The 19,729-nt window shown below is 73.0% G+C and carries 13 protein-coding genes; 5 read left to right on the forward strand and 8 right to left on the reverse strand.

Going from position 1 to position 19,729, the window contains the following annotated elements; all coding sequences use genetic code 11:
- Window positions 1-33: 33 nt before the first annotated feature.
- The 7 genes from ACFY0K_RS23220 to ACFY0K_RS23250 all read right to left on the reverse strand — a co-directional run bounded on the left by ACFY0K_RS23220 (window position 34) and on the right by ACFY0K_RS23250 (window position 7,631).
- A complete protein-coding gene (locus ACFY0K_RS23220; RefSeq protein WP_390641450.1) occupies window positions 34-663 on the reverse strand; it encodes an antibiotic biosynthesis monooxygenase family protein in 630 nt (209 codons plus the stop codon).
- Window positions 664-806: 143 nt separating this feature from the next.
- Complete coding sequence (locus ACFY0K_RS23225; protein WP_390641451.1) at window positions 807-1,718, reverse strand: MBL fold metallo-hydrolase; 912 nt, start codon at window positions 1,716-1,718, stop codon at window positions 807-809.
- A 130-nt stretch (window positions 1,719-1,848) separates the two neighbouring features.
- Window positions 1,849-3,324 (reverse strand): cation:proton antiporter, encoded by a 1,476-nt coding sequence (locus ACFY0K_RS23230; RefSeq protein ID WP_390641452.1) that lies wholly within the window; start codon window positions 3,322-3,324, stop codon window positions 1,849-1,851.
- Window positions 3,325-3,423: 99 nt separating this feature from the next.
- Entirely contained in the window at window positions 3,424-4,206 is a 783-nt protein-coding gene (locus ACFY0K_RS23235; RefSeq protein WP_351959312.1) for an AfsR/SARP family transcriptional regulator, read from the reverse strand.
- 415 nt (window positions 4,207-4,621) lie between these two features.
- Window positions 4,622-5,314 (reverse strand): LuxR C-terminal-related transcriptional regulator, encoded by a 693-nt coding sequence (locus tag ACFY0K_RS23240; RefSeq protein ID WP_390641453.1) that lies wholly within the window; start codon window positions 5,312-5,314, stop codon window positions 4,622-4,624.
- A gap of 380 nt (window positions 5,315-5,694) precedes the next feature.
- Window positions 5,695-6,825, reverse strand: coding sequence for a hydrolase (locus ACFY0K_RS23245; protein WP_390641454.1), 1,131 nt, complete (start codon window positions 6,823-6,825; stop codon window positions 5,695-5,697).
- Window positions 6,826-7,391: 566 nt separating this feature from the next.
- Complete coding sequence (locus tag ACFY0K_RS23250; protein WP_390641455.1) at window positions 7,392-7,631, reverse strand: hypothetical protein; 240 nt, start codon at window positions 7,629-7,631, stop codon at window positions 7,392-7,394.
- Between the two features lie 316 nt (window positions 7,632-7,947).
- Here ACFY0K_RS23250 and ACFY0K_RS23255 point away from each other — a divergent pair, with 316 nt between their 5' ends.
- From ACFY0K_RS23255 to ACFY0K_RS23265, 3 genes are all read left to right on the forward strand, one after another.
- The gene (locus tag ACFY0K_RS23255) at window positions 7,948-8,931 is read left to right on the forward strand and encodes a hypothetical protein (RefSeq protein ID WP_390641456.1); all 984 of its coding nucleotides are present in this window, start codon (window positions 7,948-7,950) and stop codon (window positions 8,929-8,931) included.
- Window positions 8,932-9,016: 85 nt separating this feature from the next.
- Complete coding sequence (locus ACFY0K_RS23260; RefSeq protein WP_390641457.1) at window positions 9,017-10,861, forward strand: HSP90 family protein; 1,845 nt, start codon at window positions 9,017-9,019, stop codon at window positions 10,859-10,861.
- 2 nt (window positions 10,862-10,863) lie between these two features.
- Complete coding sequence (locus ACFY0K_RS23265) at window positions 10,864-13,815, forward strand: hypothetical protein (protein WP_390641458.1); 2,952 nt, start codon at window positions 10,864-10,866, stop codon at window positions 13,813-13,815.
- A gap of 67 nt (window positions 13,816-13,882) precedes the next feature.
- Here the strand turns inward: ACFY0K_RS23265 and ACFY0K_RS23270 are convergent, their stop codons facing one another.
- On the reverse strand, window positions 13,883-15,094 hold the full coding sequence (locus ACFY0K_RS23270; protein WP_390641459.1) for a cytochrome P450: 1,212 nt from the start codon (window positions 15,092-15,094) through the stop codon (window positions 13,883-13,885).
- Between the two features lie 124 nt (window positions 15,095-15,218).
- Here ACFY0K_RS23270 and ACFY0K_RS23275 point away from each other — a divergent pair, with 124 nt between their 5' ends.
- Both ACFY0K_RS23275 and ACFY0K_RS23280 read left to right on the forward strand, forming a co-directional pair.
- Window positions 15,219-15,872: a TetR/AcrR family transcriptional regulator gene (locus ACFY0K_RS23275; protein WP_390641460.1), complete on the forward strand. Its 654-nt coding sequence runs from the start codon at window positions 15,219-15,221 to the stop codon at window positions 15,870-15,872.
- A gap of 353 nt (window positions 15,873-16,225) precedes the next feature.
- Entirely contained in the window at window positions 16,226-19,573 is a 3,348-nt protein-coding gene (locus ACFY0K_RS23280; protein WP_390641461.1) for a lectin, read from the forward strand.
- Window positions 19,574-19,729 lie beyond the last annotated feature (156 nt).

Raw genomic sequence — 19,729 nt, forward strand, 5'->3', positions numbered from 1 at the left:
CTCAAGCCCGCGTGGAAGCGGGCCGGCCGAGGGTCAGAGCACCTCGGCGACCACCTCGAACAGTCCCGGATTGGCCGTGGCGTACGGCGGGTTGACGGCCTTTCGGGCCTGGAACTCCGGGTCGGCCTGCAATGCCTTCCACACCTCGACACTGGCGTAGTGCGCGACGTTCACCAGCGGCAGCGAGGCATCGGAGACCGCCCGGTGCATGCGGAAGTCGACGAAGCCCGGTGACTCACTGGCCCGCTGCGCCCGGGGCCGCCAGGCACCGAGGAACTCCTCGACCCGCTCGTTCGGCAGCTCGAAGAGGTTGACCATGGTCACGCCGGCGCCGTCCGGCCGTTCCTCGGACATGGCTTCGGCGATCACCCGGTACACCCCCCGGTGAACGGTCTTGGCGTACTTCTCCGCGCCCGGTCCCTCCTGCTCGCCCGCCGCAGCGGCGGCCAGGTCCGCGGCGTCCGCCCAGTCGGCGACCGCGACCAGCTGGAAGCGGTGCTCGCCGCGCAGCGCCCGGTGCAGGCGGGCGCCGCGGAAGCCGGGTGCGGTGCGCAGCCGTTCCAGGTGCGCGCGCCAGCCCTCGATGAACTCCCCGGTGTTCTCGACCGGCGCTTCGAGTACCGCGATCAGGGTGACCGGGCCGCTCTCGTGCTCCGTGCTCACGTGTCCGTCCTCTCCCCGCGGGGCGTCCCGTGGGAGTCGCTGTGTCAGTCGTAGTTCGTCAGCCGTCAGCCGTCAGCCGTCAGCCGTCAGCCGTCAGCCGTCAGCCGTCAGTCAGTCGGTTGTCGTCAGCCAGTCGGCTGTCGTCAGGCGTGGCAGGCGGGGAAGCCGCCGTGCAGCTCCGCCATGCCGCGGACCATCTCGTCGACGCTGGCGAAGTCCTCCGGGCGTCCGCCGCGCAGTTCGCCGTAGGCGCGGTACAGGTTGGGCACCAGCCGTTCCGAGTCCAGGAAAGCGGCGAACTCGCCGAGGTCGGCGGTGCGGGCCACCGTCAGCGGGTCCAGTCCCTCGGCGAGGCCCGCCGCGGCCAGGTCCAGCAGCCGGGCCAGGTAGCGCTCGGTGGTCTCCAGCAGCTCCGGGCCGCCGACCGGGCCGTGCCCGGGCACCACGGTGACCGGTTCGAACGTCCGCAGCCCGGCCACCGCGTCGCGCAGGCCGCGGACCGAGCCGGTCAGCACGAACGGGGTGACCGCGTTCATCACCAGGTCCCCGGCGAACAGCACCCGGCTGTCCGGCAGCCACACCACTGTGTCGCAGGAGCTGTGCGCCGGGCCGAAGGCGCGCAGCCACGCCTCCCGCTCGCCGACGCGGAGCGTGAGTTCCTCGGCGAAGGTGACCTGGGGCGCGGCCGGTTCGACCGCGCCCCAGTCCACGTCGGGCCACAGGGTGGTCAGATGCAGTCCGGTGCGGACCGCCTCCTGCCGGGTCCGCTCGGCCGTCACCACCACCGCTTCGGGGAACAGGTGGTTGCCGAAGGTGTGGTCGCCGTGTGCGTGGGTGTTGACCAGGAGCCGGGGGGGCCGCGGCGCGGTGTCCGCGACCAGCTCGCGCAGCCGCCCGGCCCGGGCCTCGGTCGCGGCGGTGTCGATCAGCAGCGCGGTGCCGGCGTCGACCACCAGCCCCGCGTTGTTGAGGCACCATCCGCCGTCGGGCTGCAGGAAGGCGTGGACCCCTTCGGCGATCTCTTCGAGTCTCGGTGCACCGGTGAAAGCTGCCATACGGCCACTGTCGTCCGGGGCGCTCGACGGCCACTCGAAGCGGCCCCGGCCGGCGGGCGGTACGGCACCGGGGCAGCCCCGGTCCATCTCGCCGGCGCGGGCGCCGCGCCGGAAGATCCGGCCCCGGTTCTCACGGCTGACGGGCCCCGGCCGTCTCCTGTGCCTGGGCGGGCACTTCGGCGGGGGAGTGGCCGCCTCCGGGGGACGCCGGGAGCCGGTCGAGCCGCAGCAGGCGGAGCAGCGGATCGGTCGCCACGGTGGTCACGAGGGTCATCACCACGAGCACCGCGAACAGCCGGGAGTCGATCACGCCGAGCGACAGGCCGACATTGAGCACCACCAGCTCCGTCAGGCCCCGGCAGTTCATCATCACGCCGAGCCCCAGTGCCTCCCGGTTGCCCTCACCGGCCAGCCGGGCCGCCGCGAAGGTCCCGCCGATCTTGCCGGCCACCGCCACCAGCAGCACGAGCGCCAGCACGCCGAGCGCGGACAGCGAGAAGACCGACTGCAGCCGGGTCTGCAGGCCCACCGCGGTGAAGAAGAACGGCAGCAGCAGCCACAGCGCCAGGCCCTCGGTCCGGTGCGCGAAGTCCCTCACCGTCCGGGAGGAGCGTGGCATCACCACGCCCGCGAGGAAGGCGCCGAAGATCGCGTGGACGCCGAGCACATTGGTGGTGACCGCGCAGATCAGCACGGAGAAGGTGATCAGCATGCCGATCGGCAGTACCCCGCCGCGCCGGCTCTCCAGCACCCGCAGCACATGCGCCAGCGCCGGACGCACCGCGAACCACAGCACCGCGGTGAAGGCCACCACCTCGGCCACGGCGACCAGGACGCCCAACGGAGAGTTGTTGCGCACCTCGGCGACCACCACGCCCAGCGCGCACCAGGCGGTGACGTCGCCGACCCCGGCCATCGCCAGGCCCATCGCGCCCAGCCGGGTGCCGATCAGCTCGCGGTCGGACAGGATCCGGGCCAGCACCGGGAACGCGGTGACCGACACCGACAGTGCCACGAAGAGCAGGAACGGCGCGGTGCGCACCCCGTCGGGCTGGTAGTCGCCGCGCAGCCGCAGGGCGATGAACATGCCCAGCAGGAACGGCACCGCGAGCGCCGCGTGCCCGGCGGAGAGCACCTTGCCGCCGAGCCTGCGCAGCATGGTCAGTGGCATCTCCAGCCCGATCAGGAACATGAAGAAGACGACGCCGACCTGGGCCAGGGTGTTCATGACCGGTGTCACCGCCGCTGGGAACACCTCCTTGGAGACACCGGGGGCCAGCGCCCCGAACACCGAAGGACCGAGCAGCAGGCCGGCCAGGATCTCGCCGACCACCGGCGACTGGCCGACCGCGCGGGCCGCCAGGCCCAGCAGACCTGCCGCCGCGACCACCACGGCCCCGGCCACCAGTACCTGGCCGACCAGGTCGGCGGGCTCGGCCGGCTTCGGTGCTCCGGCGGTCTCCCGCACCGGGTGACCGACGCCGAATCTCAGCATCAGAAGTGCCAGTGCCACCGGCACCAGGACCAGCAGGCCGTAGCCGAGCACGGCACGCGCCGTGCCGCGGGACGGGGGCGGCCCGCCCTCCGGTTCTCCCGCGCCGGACATGGATGGATCATGTGCCATTGCCAGGGTTCTCCTCGCAGGACGATGGTCCGGGACGGAGCGGTCGCTCCGTCCCGGACGTGTCGGGTGGGTGACGGCAGGTCAGCCGGTACGGAGCAGGGCGGTCACCGAGCCGCCGTGCGCACCGTTGAGCACCTCGGCCTGCAGCCGCTGCACCTCCGGCGTCGGCTCCAGGCCCAGCTCGGTCCTGAGCACCTTGCGCAGATCCTGGTACGCCTGCAGTGCTTCGGCGCGGTAGCCCGCGGCGCGCAGCGAGTCGATCAGCTGGGCGTGCAGCCGCTCGTTGAGCCGGTGCTCGGCGACCAGCGACCGGAGTTCGGGAATCAGCTCCTGGTGCCGGCCGAGCCGTGCGTCCGCCTGGATGCGCAGTTCCAGCACGCGCAGCCGCAGTTCGCACAGGTGGGCTTTGTGCATGGTCAGCTCCGGCCCGAGGTTGATGTCGGCCAGCGCCTCGCCGCGCCACAGACCGAGCGCCTGCCGCAGCCGTTCGGCGGCCTCCGTGACGTGGCCCTGGCGCCACAGGCAGCGCCCCTGTTCTGCCAGGGTGAGGAAGCGCTCGGCGTCGGTCCGCCCGGTGCGCAGTTCGTAGCCCGGCGCCTTGGTGACGATCTCGCAGCGCCGCTCGCCCCGCGGCACGGAGTCCAGGATCCGGCGCAGTTGGTAGACGTAGGTCTGCAGGGTGGTGGCCGCGCTGCGGGGCGGCCGGTCGTCCCACAGTTCGGCGAACAGCGTGTCGGTGCTGACCACCCGGTTCGCGTTGAGTGCCAGCAGCGCCAGCACCGCCTTCACCCGCGGCGCGGTCGGTGCCAGGTCACGCGCACCGGCGCGGACCTCCAATTGACCGAGCACGTGGAATGCGATCACGATCTTTTCCCCCGTTCACAGTTTTCTCGTTCACCTCGATGCGGAATCGATTCACTTTCAACAACTTGCCTGCCGAGCCCGCGGGGACCACAATGCCCTTTTGGCGGGCGGCGCACCACAATCTCCCAAGGCCCCCTCGAGCCCTGCTTGAGTCCCGGGAACACCGAAAGGAGCAGGGTGCATACTCCTTTGGATACCGCAGTAGCGGAACTCCGCCACGGGCAGGTAAAATTGGGTGCACCAATTGTGAATTTCACATTACCCGTCAGGGTGCATGCCGGGAAAGTCGGCCCAAGTGGTTACCTGGGATGAAATGTCGGCATTGTGCCGAGAGTTGACGTATGGGGTGCTCCCGGTCCGCCGCCGGCGGGGGAACGTGTCTCTTTGGGGGCAGCGTTCGGGCGGCTGCGGCGGCTCAGCGACCGCGCCGCGCCGCCGGGGGCTGGATGACCAGGGCGTTGATCGCCTTGTTGACCGCGTCGATGCGCGAGGTCGCGCCCAGCTTGGTGAAGATGTTGCGCAGGTGGCGCTTGACCGTGGCCTCGGTGATGTCCATTCGGGCGGCGACCTGACGGTTGGTCAGCGCCTCGGCCACCAGGGTCAGCACCGCCAGCTCCCGCGCCGACAGGACGTCGGAGGAGGGCGCGTCCGGGGCCGGATCCGCGGCCGGCTGGGGCACCGCGGCCGCCGGCCGCGCGGCGCCCGAGGGCACGGTGATGGTGACCGTCTGCTGCCTGCTGCCCGCGATGTCCCGCACGGTCGAAAGCAGCAGGCCCTGGCTGACGCTCTTGTGCAGGTAGGCGCGCACGCCCAGGCCCAGCAGCCGTTGCATCAGCGACAGGTCGCTCTGCGTGTGCAGCACGACGATGCCCACCGGGTGACCGCAGCCCAGCAGTTCGCTCACCGTCGACGCCGGGTCCCGGCCGGGCGTCCCGATGTCCAGCAGCACGACGTCCGGCCGGCGCTCGGCGACCGCCCGCACCGCGGACGGGCCGGAGTCGACGCCGTGCGCCTCCAGATCGGGCTGGGAGTCCAGGACATGACAGAGGGCTTCGCGTGGCAGGCGATGGTCGTCGACGACGACTATGCGCAGAGGTTCCGGAGTCACCTAACCTCCGAAGAAGTCCCAGGTGAACCGATGAGCGCCCGAAATCCGCGCCGGTCCGGACGGCCGGAGAAACGGAAAGGTGAATTCCACCTAGTGGGGCGATTGCCCGTCATGCCACTGATTTTCACGTCTCCCCCTGGATCCCCGTAATCCGGGTTCCCAAGTCTACTGCAGTGGCAATTAAGAAAGCTTGCAGGCGCGAGCGGGACAACTGGCGGTCCGCGTAGTGGTTCTGTCAGCCGACGAGCGTCACGAACGGATACCGGATCCCGTGACAGAGATCCCGTGACAGAGATCCCGTGACAGAACAGCGTGACCGGCCCGTCCGGCAGCCCCGCGGACCGGTCACGGCCCAGTCCACGGCGGGTCCGGCGGACGGATCACCGGCGCCCCGGCGGTGGGCCGCCCTGCGCGTCACTTGCGGTGTCGAAGCGCAGAGCGGTGTGACTCGCCGCGCAGTGCACGTCACGCCAGATGCGCTGGAGCGGGGCGTCCTGCGCCTGCGCGCCGCAGCCGGCCGATCGGAACAGCCGTTCCACCGCGTCGACCAACTGGTCCGCGGCCAGCGCGCAGTCCCGCCGCGCACGGGCCGGTTCGCCCACGCCGCCGGGCCCACCGTCGCCGGCCAGTGCCACGCGGTGCAGCAGCAGCGCCGCGCTCTCGATCTCACCCTCGGCCCGTGCCAGCACGCTCCGCGCCGACGGGCCGCCCCGGGGCGCGAGCGGCCCCCCGACGGCCTGGCCGGCCGACCGCGCCGACCAGGCTCGTACGGCCGCACGGGCCGCTCCGAGCGCGGGCGCGGCGAACAACGTGCCGCTGACCGTGCGCAGCCTGGCGGTGTGGCACGGGGCGTCGGAGCCGACGGCCCGGCCCTGCCGGACGGCGCCGCGCGCGACGGATCGGTGCCCGGGGACGAACGCCCCGTCCACGACCAGGGTGTTGCTGCCCGTGGCCCGCAGGCCGACGTTGAACCACGTGTCCACGACCCGGTAGTCCCGGCACGGTACGGCGAAGAACCTGGCCACCGTCCGCTGTCCCCGGGGCACCAGCGCGCACACCAGTGCCCAGTCGGCGAAGTCGACACCGCTGACCAGCGGCCACTCCCCGGTGAGCCGCCAGCCACCGGCCTCGGGAGTGGCGCGTCCGCCCGGGTTGAGCGCGCCCGCGATCACGGTCTCGGCGCCGGTGGACCACAGCTCGCGCTGCCCTTCCTCCGGGAGGTACACGCCCAACCGGGCGGCGCCGGCGATCACCGCGGCGATCCAGGCGGCGGAGGTGCAGCCCTCGCCCACCGTGGAGACCGCGTCCAGGAGTTCGCCGAAGCCGCCCGCCCGTCCGCCCCAGCGGACCGGCACGAAGTGCCGGGAGAAGCCGGCCGCGACCAGTGCGGCCACGACCTCGCCGGGCAGCCGACGCGCGCGGTCCGCGAACCCGGCGTACCGGGCGGCCAGTTCGGCGGCCACCCGCACCTCGTCGGCCGTGTCGGTGGGAGTGTGTACCAAGCCGGACATGGGTGGTGCCTCCTTGCCACTGGGCGTCGGCGTACCACCCCAACCTCGCCGGACGCGCTGGAGGACGCCTGGGGAACCCTTGGATCGGTTCGGCCGCAGTGGGCCCGGACGGGTCGCGCGGAGTCCGCCGCCGGCTCACCCTGGCCCGAGGCCGGACAGTTGACGGTGGGTGAGGTCGAAGATGCTTCCCAGGAGGCTGGCCAGGGTGTGCTCACCCAGGTCCAGCCCGACGGGGGCCTGAGCTTGTCCCGGCCCCTGGTCCGGGAGGAGCTCGCCGCCCCCGTGGCCACCCCGCCGACCGTCGCCCGGGAGGAGCTCGCCGCCCCCGTGGCCACCCCGCCGACCGTCGCCCGGGAGGGGGATCTCGGCCCCGGCACCACCCGGCCCGATCCCGTGAGCCTGATGCCGTGCCGGCACCGCACGGGGCTGGAGCCGAGGGAAGCGGTCCCCGGAAGCCGCGTCGGCACGAAGGCGCTTCTCGCCGGCACGGTGGCGTTCCCAGGTCGGCTGCCGGCCCGCTCCGCCCGGCCCGTCCGCCGTACCCGCGGCGTCCGGCCCACTCCGTGTCATGCGCGCACCGCCGGCTCGACGGTGCCGTCCGAGGCGTCAGGCCCGTCGATCGGGTGGAGCAGCGGCGACCGGGGGGCCGGTTCCGCCCGGCCGGCGGACGGCCGGCCGAAGCCCCGCGGCTCCCCGCACCCTCCGGTCGCCGTCGCCGTCGCCGTCGCCGTCGTCGCCGTCACCGTCGTCACGCCGGTCGGTACCGGTCCGAAGAACACCTTGAGCGCCGTCACGTCCATCGGCATGCACCTCCGCAGCACCGCGTCCGATTCCCGGGCGACCCCCGGCAGCCTCAGATACTCGTCGCGGATGCTGGAGGGCGGCTGGATCCGCGGTCGACGCCGCCCTGCGGCCTGTCGGCGTTTCGTTCCAGGACCCTTTCCCGGAGCTGTCGAAAGACCCCTTTCCGGGTTCCGGCCGCGGCGGCGGGTGATCCCGGCGTCCGCCGGTGCCGAACCGTCCGCTCGCCGTGCACCGCCGGTGGAAACTCTGTGGAAGTGCTGTCGGCGGTGGCCCTTATGCTGCACCCGGTGATCACGCGGATCTTGGGGAGGGCGCGGCATGTTCGGCAAGCTGTTCGGCAGAGGCGGGGAGAGACCGGCGGCGGATCCGCATGCCCTTCCCGTGCCGCGCAGGCAGAACGGGGTGTACAAGCTGCAGTCCCTGGGGGACACCCGGGTCATGGCGCTGCTGGTCGCCGCGGAGTCGGGTGACTGGGACGCGGTCAGGATGGCCCTGGCCCACTTCGATCTCGGCCGGGACCACCAGGTGCTGGGCGAACTGTCCGACGTGGACGGTCTGCAGGACTGGATCGGCCGGCCCGTCGAGGAGGACAAGGAGCACCGGGCGACGGCCCTGCTGATATCCGGGGCGCGGCACATCAGCTGGGGCTGGGAGGCGCGCACCTCCGCGCGTGCCACGGACGTCTCGCGGGACCAGTGGCGCGTCTTCCACGGGCGGTTGCAGATCGCCGAGGAGCACCTGCTCGAAGCCGCCGAACTGCGGCCGGAGTGGATCACGCCGTGGCGGCGCCTGCTCACCTCGGGTCGCGGCATGTCGGTCGGCACCGCCGTCAACGAGGCCCGGCTCGACGCCGCCCTGCGCCGCGACCCGCTGGACCTGGCGACCCACATCGAGTGGGTGTCCCACCTCCAGCCCCGGTGGCACGGGGAGCCGGGCCAGGCCCTGGAGTTCGCTCGCACCGCGGCCGCCGACGCTCCCGACGGCCACCGACTCGGCTGCGTCGTCGCCATGGCCCATATCGAGGACTGGGTGGAGTCGGACGACAAGGACTGCCTCGACACCCCCGAGATCCAGAGCGAGTTGAGGGACGCGGCCAGGCGCAGCATCCTCCACCCCGGCTACCGGCGCCGCCCGGGCTGGCAGGAGGACTTCAACATCTTCGCCATGGCCCTGTCGCTGTCGGCCGAGAGCGTCGTGGCCCCGCGCGTCTACCACGAGCTGGACGGCGCCTTGACCCGGTGGCCCTGGGTCTACATGGCGCAGCCGGAGAAGACGTACGCCCGTTTCCGGCGCCGCGCCTGAACCGGCCGCCGGCACCGGCGCCGCCCGCGCCGCCTTGCGCACCTTTCCCTCCGTGCCCCTCGAACACCCCACCCCGGACTCTGTGATGACTCTGCCCCACACTTCCGCGAGCCCGGCCGCCGACCGCACCTTCCAGGTGGACCTGCGCGGCCTCGTCGACCTCCTCTCCCACCACCTCTACTCCAGCCCCCGCGTCTACCTGCGCGAACTCCTGCAGAACGCGGTGGACGCGCTGACCGCCCGGCACGGCCTCGAACCCGGCGCACCCGCCGACGCGTTCGGCATCCGCCTGTACGCCGACGGTTCGGTGGTCCGGGTGGAGGACGACGGCGTCGGCCTCACCGAGGCCGACGTGCACACCTTCCTCGCCACCATCGGCCGCAGCAGCAAGCGTGCCGAGAAGGTGGCCGAGCAACGTGCCGACCTCATCGGCCAGTTCGGCATCGGCCTGCTCTCCTGCTTCCTGGTCGCCGACGAGATCCACGTGGTCAGCCGGTCCGCCCGCACGCCCGACGCCCCCGCCGTGGAGTGGCGGGGCCGCGGCGACGGCAGCTACACCGTCCGCACCCTGCCCGCCGCCGCCCGCCCCCGGCCCGGCACCACCGTCACCCTCACGCCCCGCGCGGACGCGGGGGAGTGGACCAGGCCGGTCGAGGTGCAGGCGCTCGCCCGGCACTTCGGCTCCCTGCTGCGCCACCCCGTGACCTTCGACGACGGCGCCGGCGGGCCGGCCGCACCCGTCAACCCCGAGCCCGCACCCTGGGCGCGCAGCTATCCCACACCGGGCGCACGCTCACGGGCGCTGGCCGCCTACGGCGAGGAGGTCTTCGGCTTCACGCCGCTGGACACCATCGACCTGGACCTGCCGGCCGTGGGTCTGAAGGGCATCGCGTGCGTGCTCCCCGAGGCGGTGCCGGCCGGGCGCCGCCACGGCCATCGCGTGCACGTCAAGGGCATGCTGCTGTCCGAGCAGGCCGAGGAGATCCTGCCCGAGTGGGCGTTCTTCGTCCGCTGCGTCCTCGACGCCGAGAGCCTGCGCCCGACCGCGTCCCGCGAGTCCCTGTACGAGGACGACACCCTGGCCGCGGTCCGGGACGCCCTCGCCGAACGGCTGCGCGCCTGGATCTCCCGGACCGCCGCCAGCGACCCCGAACTCCTCGGCCGTTTCCTGCAGACCCACCACCTGGCCGTCAAGTCGCTGGCCGTGCACGACGACGAGATCCTGCGGATGCTGCTGCCGTGGCTGCCGTTCGAGACCACCGACGGACACGCCACCCTCGACGAGTTCGCGCGCACCCACCGCACCGTGCTCGTCACCTCGAGCGTCGAGGAGTTCCGGCAGGTCGCCGCGATCGCCGGGGCCGCCGGGCTCGGCGTCGTCAACGGCGGCTACACCTACGACCGCGAACTCGTCCACCGGCTGCCGGAGATCAGGCCCGAGGTCGCCGTCGCCGACCTCGATCCGGGCACCCTCACCGCCCACCTGGACCCCGTCGACCGGGAGACGGAACTCGCCGCCGCGGCCTACCTCGCGCAGGCCCGCGACGCCCTCGCCGTCTTCGACTGCGACGTCGCCCTGCGCACCTTCCAGCCCGCCTCCGCCCCCGCCCTCCTCCTCGACAGCCGCGAGGCCCGGCACGAGCGCACCCGCTCCCAGCTCGCCCGCGAACAGCAGGGCGGCGTGTGGGGCGACATCCTCGGCCACCTGCGCCAGGAGGCCCCGCGCGCCCAGCTGATCCTCAACCAGCTCAACCCGCTGGTCCGCACCGCGGTCACCATCGACGAGCCCGAACTGGCCCGCACCAGCGCCGAGGCCCTCTACGGGCAGGCCGCGATGCTGTCCCGGCGCCCGCTCAGGCCGGCCGAGTCGAGCCTCATCAACCGCTCCTTCCTCGACCTCCTCGCCCACGCCCTCCGCAAGGACAGCTGACGATGCCCACCGCACCCCATCCCCAGAACACGGACGAGCTGTACCAGGCGCTGCAGGAGAACGACCGGCGCCCCTACGGCCGCACCCGCACCGTCACCGCCGAGGAACTGGCCGAGGCCGCCGAGCAGTTCGCGGAACCCCGCGCGCTCGTCCACGCGCTCCTCGAACTGCAGGAGGCCTACACCTACGGCTCCGAACCGCGTAAGTCGCCCGTCGTCTTCGCCCGGCTGCTCACCCTCTTCGACGACCAGCCCGACGTCTTCGACGAGCGGCTGCGGCACACGCTGTTCTGGCGGTTCAAATGGGTGGCCAACGCCCTGATCGCGCTGCCCGAGATCCCCCTGGCGAGTCTGCGCCAGTGGCTGACCGAGATGCGCGACCGCTACGAGAAGGCCGGTCTCGAGCTCCAGCCCTGCTACGCACAGGCCTACCGGCTCGCCGCCCACGTCGGCGAGGACACCCACCTCGCCTACGAACTGTGGGCGGGGCGCACCCGTACCCGGCTCAGCGACTGCGAGGCCTGCGAGATCTGCGAGCGCGCCCTGTACCACCTCGACGCGGACGACGACGAGCGGGCGCTGCGCACCTGGCAGCCCGTCCTGGACGGGAAGGAGTCCTGCCAGGAGGAGCCCGCACGCTCCGTCTCGTACGCGCTGCTTCCCCTGCTGCGCACCGGCGCGGCCGACCGGGCCCGCGCCCTGCACCTGAGCGGCTACCGTGCCTGCCGCCGCAACCCCTCGATGTCCGGCGAGGTCGGCCGGCACCTGGAGTTCTGCGCGCTCACCGGCAACGAGGCACGCGGCCTGGAACTCCTCGCGGAGAACCGGAACCTGTTCGACGAGGTCGACTCGCCGCTGGACCTGCTCGCCTTCCTCACCGGCGTCGAGGTCCTCCTCCAGCGCGTCGAATCCCTCGGCCACGGCGAGCTGCCCGCCGCCGGATACGCGGGCCGTACCTGGACGGTGGCCGGCCTGCGCGCCGAGGTGCGCGGCCGCGCCGACGACCTCGCCGCCCGCTTCGACGCCCGCAACGGCACCACGGCCCACGCCGACCGGCGCCGGGCCCGCCTCGACCGCGCCCCCCTCCTCGACGCGCTCGAACTGACCCTGCGCACCCGCGGCCTCGACGACGTGGCCCCGGCGGCCGCCCCCGCCCCCGCCGTCACCGCCCGCACGGCCGCCGCCGTCCCCGAGTCGCTGCCCGAACTCGTCGTCCGGGCACGGCAGCTGGACGAGGAGGGGCATCCGGACGCGGCGGCCTGCTGGGCACGGCTGCGCACCCTCGTCGCCGCCCCCGGCTACGCCCACCCCGACGACCCTGCCGTGGGACCCCTGGCACGGCTGCGCGCGGACCTGCTGGAGGACGAGGCGGGCCGGGCGGGCGGGAGGGAGGAGTTCGACGCGGCGGCCGCCCTGTACGAGGAGGCCGCGGTCCGGTACGACGAGGCCGGGGCGGCGGGCCACGCGGCGCTCGCCCGTGCCTGCGCGCTGCTGCCCGCGGGCGGCCTTCCCGGTAAGCACGGCGACGGGGCCGAGGAGCGGGCCGCCGCGCTGACCGCCGCCCACGCGGCCCTCGTCCGGCTGCACGAGGAGGCGACCGGCCTCGCCCCCTACCAGGAGGCGCGGCTGCTGCGGCTGCGGGCGACCGCCCTCGGCATGCGGCTGCAGGCGTCGAGGGACGAGGAGCACGTCGCGCCGGTCCTCGCCGAGGTGGACCTGCTGCTCGCCTTCGCCACCCGGCACGACATCACCGGACAGGTCTCCGGCGCCCGGCTGCTGCGGGCCAGCACGTACGCCGTCTCCGGCGACCTGCCCGCCGCGATCACGGAGCTCGACGCCCTCCTCGACGAGCTGAAGGCTCACGGCCCCGCCTGGCACCTGCCCCGCACACTCGGCCTGCGCGGCCGCGTCCGGTTCGGTCTCAAGGACGCGCGGGCCGCGTACGCGGACCTGAGCGAGAGCCTCGGACTGGCCGCCGACTGGCCGTCCGACGCGGCAGGCACCGCGCGTCTGCACGCCGATCTGGCCCAGGTCTGCATGCGCCTGGACCGTCCCGACGAGGCACTTCGGCACCTGACCCGCTCCGCGGAGCTGGAGCTGCGCCACGGCAGCCGGTTCGACGCGTTCTGCACCTACAGCAACGCGGCCCAGCTCAGCCTCGACCTGGGCCGCGTCGAGGACTGCATCGCGCTGCTCGACTCCGTGCTGGCCGAACCGGACGTCGCCGCCGGGGAACTGGACGACCGGCTCGTCGCCCAGCTGCGTCTGGCCCGCGCCCGCGCGCTGCACGCGGGGGAGGACCTCAAGGCCGCCACGGCCGAGTACGCCGCTCTCGCGGCCGAGTCGGCCGGCTGGGACGACGACCCCGGCAGCCACGCCATGATCGCCGCCGAGACCGCCATGCTCCTCGCCGAGGCCGGCGAGTTCGGCCCGGCCCGCGAGGCCGCCGGTCAGGCCCTCGCCGCGCACGCCCGGGAGCCGCGCTACGAGCAGCTCAGCAGCTGCCTGCGCGAACTCGCCCGTCTCCAGGCCCAGCACCAGGGAGCCGAGGGCCTGCCCGACGCCCTCGCCCTGCTCGCCGACGCGGGCCGGATCGCCGACGAGGCCCGCGCCGCGGGGTACCGGGCCAGGGGCCGTGACCTGGACAGCGCCCTCGCCTACGAACACGGCCGGGTCAACGCCTACGCCCGCGAGTACGAGACCGCCCTGACCGCGTTGGAGGAGGCCCTCGCCCTGCTCGGCGAACCCGAACCCGAGTCCCACGACAGGGAGCACGTCGGCGAGTGGGCCGAGTGCGTCCGGCTGGCGGCCGTCGTGGAGGGCGTCTACCTGGAGCGCCCCGTGCCCGCCCTCGCCCGGATCGACGTGGCGGTCTCCCGGCTCACCGCCCTGGGGCACGCCGAGGAGACGGAGTCCCTGACCGCCCTGGCGGCCCGGCTGCGCGACGAGGGGTGACCCGGCGGGCGTGGCCGCGGGCCTGCCCCGGCCGGCCCGCGGCCACGCCCCTGTCCGGGCGGTGTCCTCACCAGGTCACGGGCAGCTCGCGGACCCCGCCGGTGAGGGTGGTGCGCAGGGCGAGGCCGTCGACGTCCTTGGCGAGCCGCAGACCGGGCAGCCGTTCGGCCAGGGCGGCGAAGACGATGCGCAGCTCCGTGCGGGCCAGGCTCGCCCCGATGCAGAAGTGCGGGCCGTGGCCGAATCCGAGGTGGTTGCGTTCCGGACGGTCGGGATCGAACGTCTCCGCGTCGGTGTAGACGGACGCGTCCCGGTTGGCCGAGTTGATGGAGAGGATCACGGCGTCGCCGGTGCGGATGGTGACCCCGGCGACGTCGACGTCGGTGTGGGCGTAGCGCAGCAGACCGAGGTCACCGGGCGCGCCCAGGCGCATGATCTCCTCGACGGTGGCGTTGACCCGGCCGGCCGGGTCGGCGGTCAGCGCCCGCCACTGGTCGGGGCGGGTGAGCAGGAAGAGCGCGCCGAGGCCGATGCGGTTGACCGTCGTCTCGTGCCCGGCGAACAGCAGCCCGACGCAGAGCCGGATCATCTCCGAGTAGTCGAAGTCCGCGTCGGCGCTCTGGGCGCGCACCAGGTCGGAGATGACGTCCTCGCCCGGCCGGGCGCGTTTGGCCTCGGCGAGCGTGATCATGTAGGCGTTGAACTCGTCCCGGGCCCGTTCGGCCCCGTCGCCGATGGCGTAGTCGGCCATGCGCTCCGAGAGCGAGGCGAAGTGCTCGCGGTCGGTCTCGGGCACGCCGAGCAGCCGGCAGATGACCGCGACGGGCACCGGGAAGGCCAGCCCGGCATGCAGGTCGACCACCCCGTCGGGCGCCGCGGCCCGCTCGGCGAGCAGCCGGTCGATGCAGTCGTCCACCAGCTGCCGTACGTGATCGGAGAGCATCACCATGCGCCGGGCGGAGAAGGCCGGGGTCAGCAGGCGGCGCATCCGGGTGTGGTCGGCCTCCTCGGTGGCGTAGTTGCCCGAGGGGCCTTCCTGCACCGCGGCGCTCGTGATGCGGGACGCCCGCTCCGGCTCGGGATGGGAGCGGCCGAGCCGCTTGTCGCCGAGGAGGTCGCGGACCTCCTCGAACCGGGTGACCAGCCAGGCCGGATCCCCGGCCGGCGTGGTGACCGGCGTGATCGGCGCCTCCCGGCGCAGCACCTCGTAGAGGGGTGCGAGATCGAGCACGTTCGGCCGTGCGAAGGGTAGTCGGGAACGCTCGGCGGCACCGTTCATGGTCCTCCTCCTGGACCTCGGAACGCGATCTTCCGGCACTTCGACCGTAACACTTTATTGTCAGTCACTGCCAATAATGTTTTCGGCCAGTCGCCCCGCGGTCCTGGCGTGGTTGGATCGCCCGATGGAGGACGTGACGGTGGACAGCGGCCCGATAACGCCCCGCCGGGGACGGCCCCCGGTGAGCGACCGGCAGCGGCAGCGGCAGCGCCTCGACATCTCCCGGCACGCGGTCCGGCTGTTCGCCGCGCACGGGGTGGCCGCCACCTCCGGCGAGCAGATCGCGCGGGCGGCCGGCGTCTCGGAACGCACGCTGTGGCGCCACTTCCCCAGCAAGGAAAGCTGTGTCGAGCCGCTGCTCACCCAGTCGATCGCGGCCTTCCGGGCCGTCCTGCACGCCTGGCCGTCCGGCGTCGACCTCACCGAGCACCTGCGCGCCACCTATCAGCCCGCACTCGACGCGTCCTCCGGCGGGGACGCCGAGGCGGTGCTCACCGTGGTCAGGCTGACCCACGACGAGCCCGCGTTGCGGGCCGTCTACCTGGTGCTCCGGGAGCGAGCGGAGGACACGTTCGCCGAAGTGCTGGCCGAACGCGCGGGCGGGGCCGCCGGGCTGCTCGACGTGCGGATGCGGGCCGCCACCATGAGCGCCGTCCTCAAGGTGGCCACCGACGACCTCGCCCGTGCCGTGGCCGCGGAGGGCGTCACCCCCGAGGCGCTGCGCCGGCACCGCGAACAGCTCGCCGACGCGCTCAGCCCGGTCACCCGGGGGCTGTAGGGGCGTTGCCGGGGCGTCGTGACCCGCGTTGCCGGTGCGTCGTAACTCCCGCAAGTGATACCGGCATCGAGCCCGGCGCACACCCCTCCGCGAACTTCGCACCCAGAAAGTCCTGTTGGCCTCGTTGACATGCCACAAGCACAGGCGTTTCACTCAACTCTCGTGCATGGCAACGTTGTCAGGACGCCGTGGGGGCGACCGGGTTCGTTGCCTGTCGCCGGCATTCCGGTGTTTCTCGGCGCGCCGACACCCGATGTGCGAAGCACGAACTGCTGCGGAGGCAACCGATGGTGAGACCCCGACGTTCAGCCGCACCACCCTCCACCCGAGCGGGATTCCGCAGGCGCCTCGCCGTGGCCTGCGTCCTGGGCATGGCGGCCCTGCCGCTCACGGCGACGGGCAACGCCGTGGCCGCGAGTACCAGGACGCCCGCCCTCGTGACGGACCCCGCGTCCCTCGTCAACCCCCTCATCGGCACCTCCGGTGCGGTGGACACCTTCCCCGGCCCCGACATGCCGGCCGGCATGGTGCAGTGGGGTCCCGACACGACGCCGAACCGCCCCGACGGCGGCGGCTACGAGTACGCCGACAAGAAGATCTCCGGTTTCAGCCTCACCCACGTCTCGGGACCGGGCTGCCCGGTCGCCGGCGACCTGCCCGTGCTGCCGGTGACCGGCGCGCTCTCGGGCGACCTCGGCAGCACGTCCGTCGGCTTCAGCCACGCCGACGAGCAGGCCGCCGTGGGGTCGTACAAGGTCACCGACGCGGGCGGCGTGAAGACCGAGCTGACCGACACCACCCGTGCCGGGATCGGCACCTTCACCTTCCCGGCGGGACAGCAGGCCAACCTGCTGTTCAAGCTCAGCGGGGGCGCCACCCAGGTGGACGGGACCCGCGTCCAGGTGGTGAACAGCAAGGAGATCAGCGGCGCGATCGACAGCGGCCACTTCTGCGGCGCGAGCAACCGGTACACGCTGCACTTCGACATCAAGTTCGACCGGCCGTTCGCCGCGAGCGGCACCTGGGTCGGCTCCACCATCACCCCCGACGCGACGTCGCTGAAGGCGGGCAAGGTCGCCCCGGCCCCGCAGAAGTCCACGTCGAAGCCGCTGAAGGAGAAGCACTTCACCGTCCCGGCGAAGCCTGCCCCGACGGTCCACGGGAGCACCGCCAAGGCCTCCGCCACGGCCTCCGCAGCACCGAGCGCCGGTACCGCATCCCGGCTGCCGAAGGCCGCCCAGGCCGCCCAGCCGCCCACGACGGGCGCCAACGGCATGTACCTGACCTTCGACACGTCCGCGAACAGCACGGTCTCGGCGAAGGTCGGCATCTCGTACACGAGCGACGCCAACGCGGCGGGCAACCTCGCCACCGAGATCAAGAACTGGAACGTCGGCGCCGTCGAGAAGGCCAACCACGACGCCTGGAACGCGGTGCTGAAGAAGGTCGAGGTGGGCGGCGGATCCACCGACCAGCAGACGCAGTTCTACACCGCGCTCTACCACGCCCTGCTGCACCCGAACGTCTTCTCCGACGCCAACGGCCAGTACATGGGCATGGACAACCAGGTCCACAAGCTGGCCAAGGGGCAACAGGCCCAGTACGCCAACTACTCGGGCTGGGACACCTACCGCTCCCAGACCCAGCTGATGGCGCTGGTCGAGCCCAAGGTCGCCAGTGACGTCGTCACCTCGATGCTCAACGGCTACGACCAGACGGGCCTGCTGCCCAAGTGGGCCTCGAACAACGGCGAGAGCTACGTGATGGTCGGCGACCCGGCGGCCGGCATCATCGCCGACGCGTACGCCTTCGGCGCGACCGGCTTCGACACGGCCAAGGCGCTCGCCGCCCTCCAGCACGAGGCCACCGTCCCGAACAACGACCGCCCCGGCGAGTCGGTGCGGGACGCCAAGGGCTACCTCCCGCTGGACGAGAACGACTACAACTGCTGCAACTTCTACGGCCCGGTCTCCACCCAGCTGGAGTACGACTCCGCCGACTACGCCCTCGCCGCCTTCGCGAAGTCGCTCGGCAGGACGGACGTCTACACGAAGTTCGCCACCCGTGCCCAGGACTGGATGAACGTCTTCAACCCGCAGACCGGCTACCTGCAGGCGAAGAACAAGGACGGCCAGTTCGCGGGCGGCTTCACCCCCGGCACCTCCAACGGCTTCGTGGAGGGCACCTCCGCCCAGTACACCCCCATGGTCCCCTTCAACCTGCAACAGCTCATCCAGGCCCGCGGCGGCACCAAGGCGTACTCGTCCTACCTGGACAGCCTCCTCGACGACATCACCAGCCCCGGCGGCACCGACGCCGACCTGAGCAACGAGCCCAGCGTCGAGATCCCCTGGGAGTACGACTACACCGGCCAGCCCTGGAAGACCCAGGCGGCGGTCCGCGCAGCCCAGCAGGGCCTGTACTTCAACGCCCCGGTCGGCTCCTTCGGCAACGACGACCTCGGCGCCATGAGCTCCTGGTACGTCTGGTCCGAGCTCGGCATGTACCCGGAGACCCCGGGCACCGACACCCTGGTCCTCGGCAGCCCGGCGTTCCCGGTCGCCCAGGTGACCCTCGGCAACGGCAAAACGGTCCGGATCAACGCGCCGCAGGCCGCGCCCGACGCGCCGTACGTGCAGTCCCTGAACGTCAAGGGCAAGGCGTGGAACGCCTCCTGGCTGACGTTCCAGCAGTTCAAGGGCGCGGGCACGCTCGACTACACGCTCGGCACCCAGCCGAACACCTCCTGGGCGTCCGGCCCGTCGGCGGTGCCGCCGTCGGACACCACGGGCGGCGGCCGGGTGCTCGCGGCGACCGGTCCCAGCAACGGCCTGGTCCTCCAGCCGGGCACGGGCGACGACGCCACCCTCGCCCTGACCAACCTCGGCAGCAAGGCCGTCACGGTCGACTGGACGGCGACCGCGCCCTCCGGCGTCACCCTGGACACGGCCTCCGGCTCGCTGACCGTGCCCGCGTCGGGCAGCACCGAGGCCAAGGTCCACGTCACGGCCGGCGCGACCGAGGGGACCTACCCGGTCACCTTCGCCCTGACCGACCACAGCACGGGAACGGCACTGTCCGGGGCGAGCCTGCGGGTGGCCGTCGCCAAGGCCGGCGCGCTGTGGCCGTACGACACCAACGAGGGCATCTACCCCGACGGCGCCACCTACTCGGGCGGGTTCGACGGCGGCGGCTGGGCCTACTCGCAGAACGCGCTGTCGGCGGCCGGCGTCACCAGTGGTTCCACCCTCACGGTGGACGGAATCTCCTACACTTGGCCGACGGTGACGTCCGGTCAGCTCGACAACCTGGAGATGGCCGGGCAGACGATCCCGATGCCGGCCGGCACCTCGGGGTCGTCGCTGGGCCTGCTGGGCGCCGCGGTCAACGCCCCGACCGACGGCAGCGGGGTCTCGGGCACCCTGACCGTCACCTACACCGACGGCACCACCTCCCAGGCGACGGTCGGGTTCTCCGACTGGACGCTCAACGGCGGCCCGAGCAAGCCGCTGCCGGGTGACACGACGGCGGTGACCACCGCCTACCGGAACACCGGGAGCGGCGGCCGCGACGGCGTGAAGACCTACGTCTTCGCGACGAAGGTCACGCTGGACCCGGCCAAGCAGGTGGCGTCGGTGACGCTGCCGGTGACCGGCCAGACCGGCACCGACCACCTGTTCGCCTACGGCTTCGGCCAGTAGGACGTACGGCGGCACGGACGAGGGGGGCGGGGGGCCCGGGCCCCCCCCCCGGGGCCCCCCCCCCCGGGGGGGGGGGGGGGGCGGGGCCCCCCGGCGGGGGGGGGGGGGGCCCCGGGGGGGGGGGGGGCCCCCGGGCCGGGGGGGGGGCGCGCCCCC

This window comes from Streptomyces sp. NPDC001507 (genome assembly GCF_042894765.1).
Classification (GTDB): domain Bacteria; phylum Actinomycetota; class Actinomycetes; order Streptomycetales; family Streptomycetaceae; genus Streptomyces.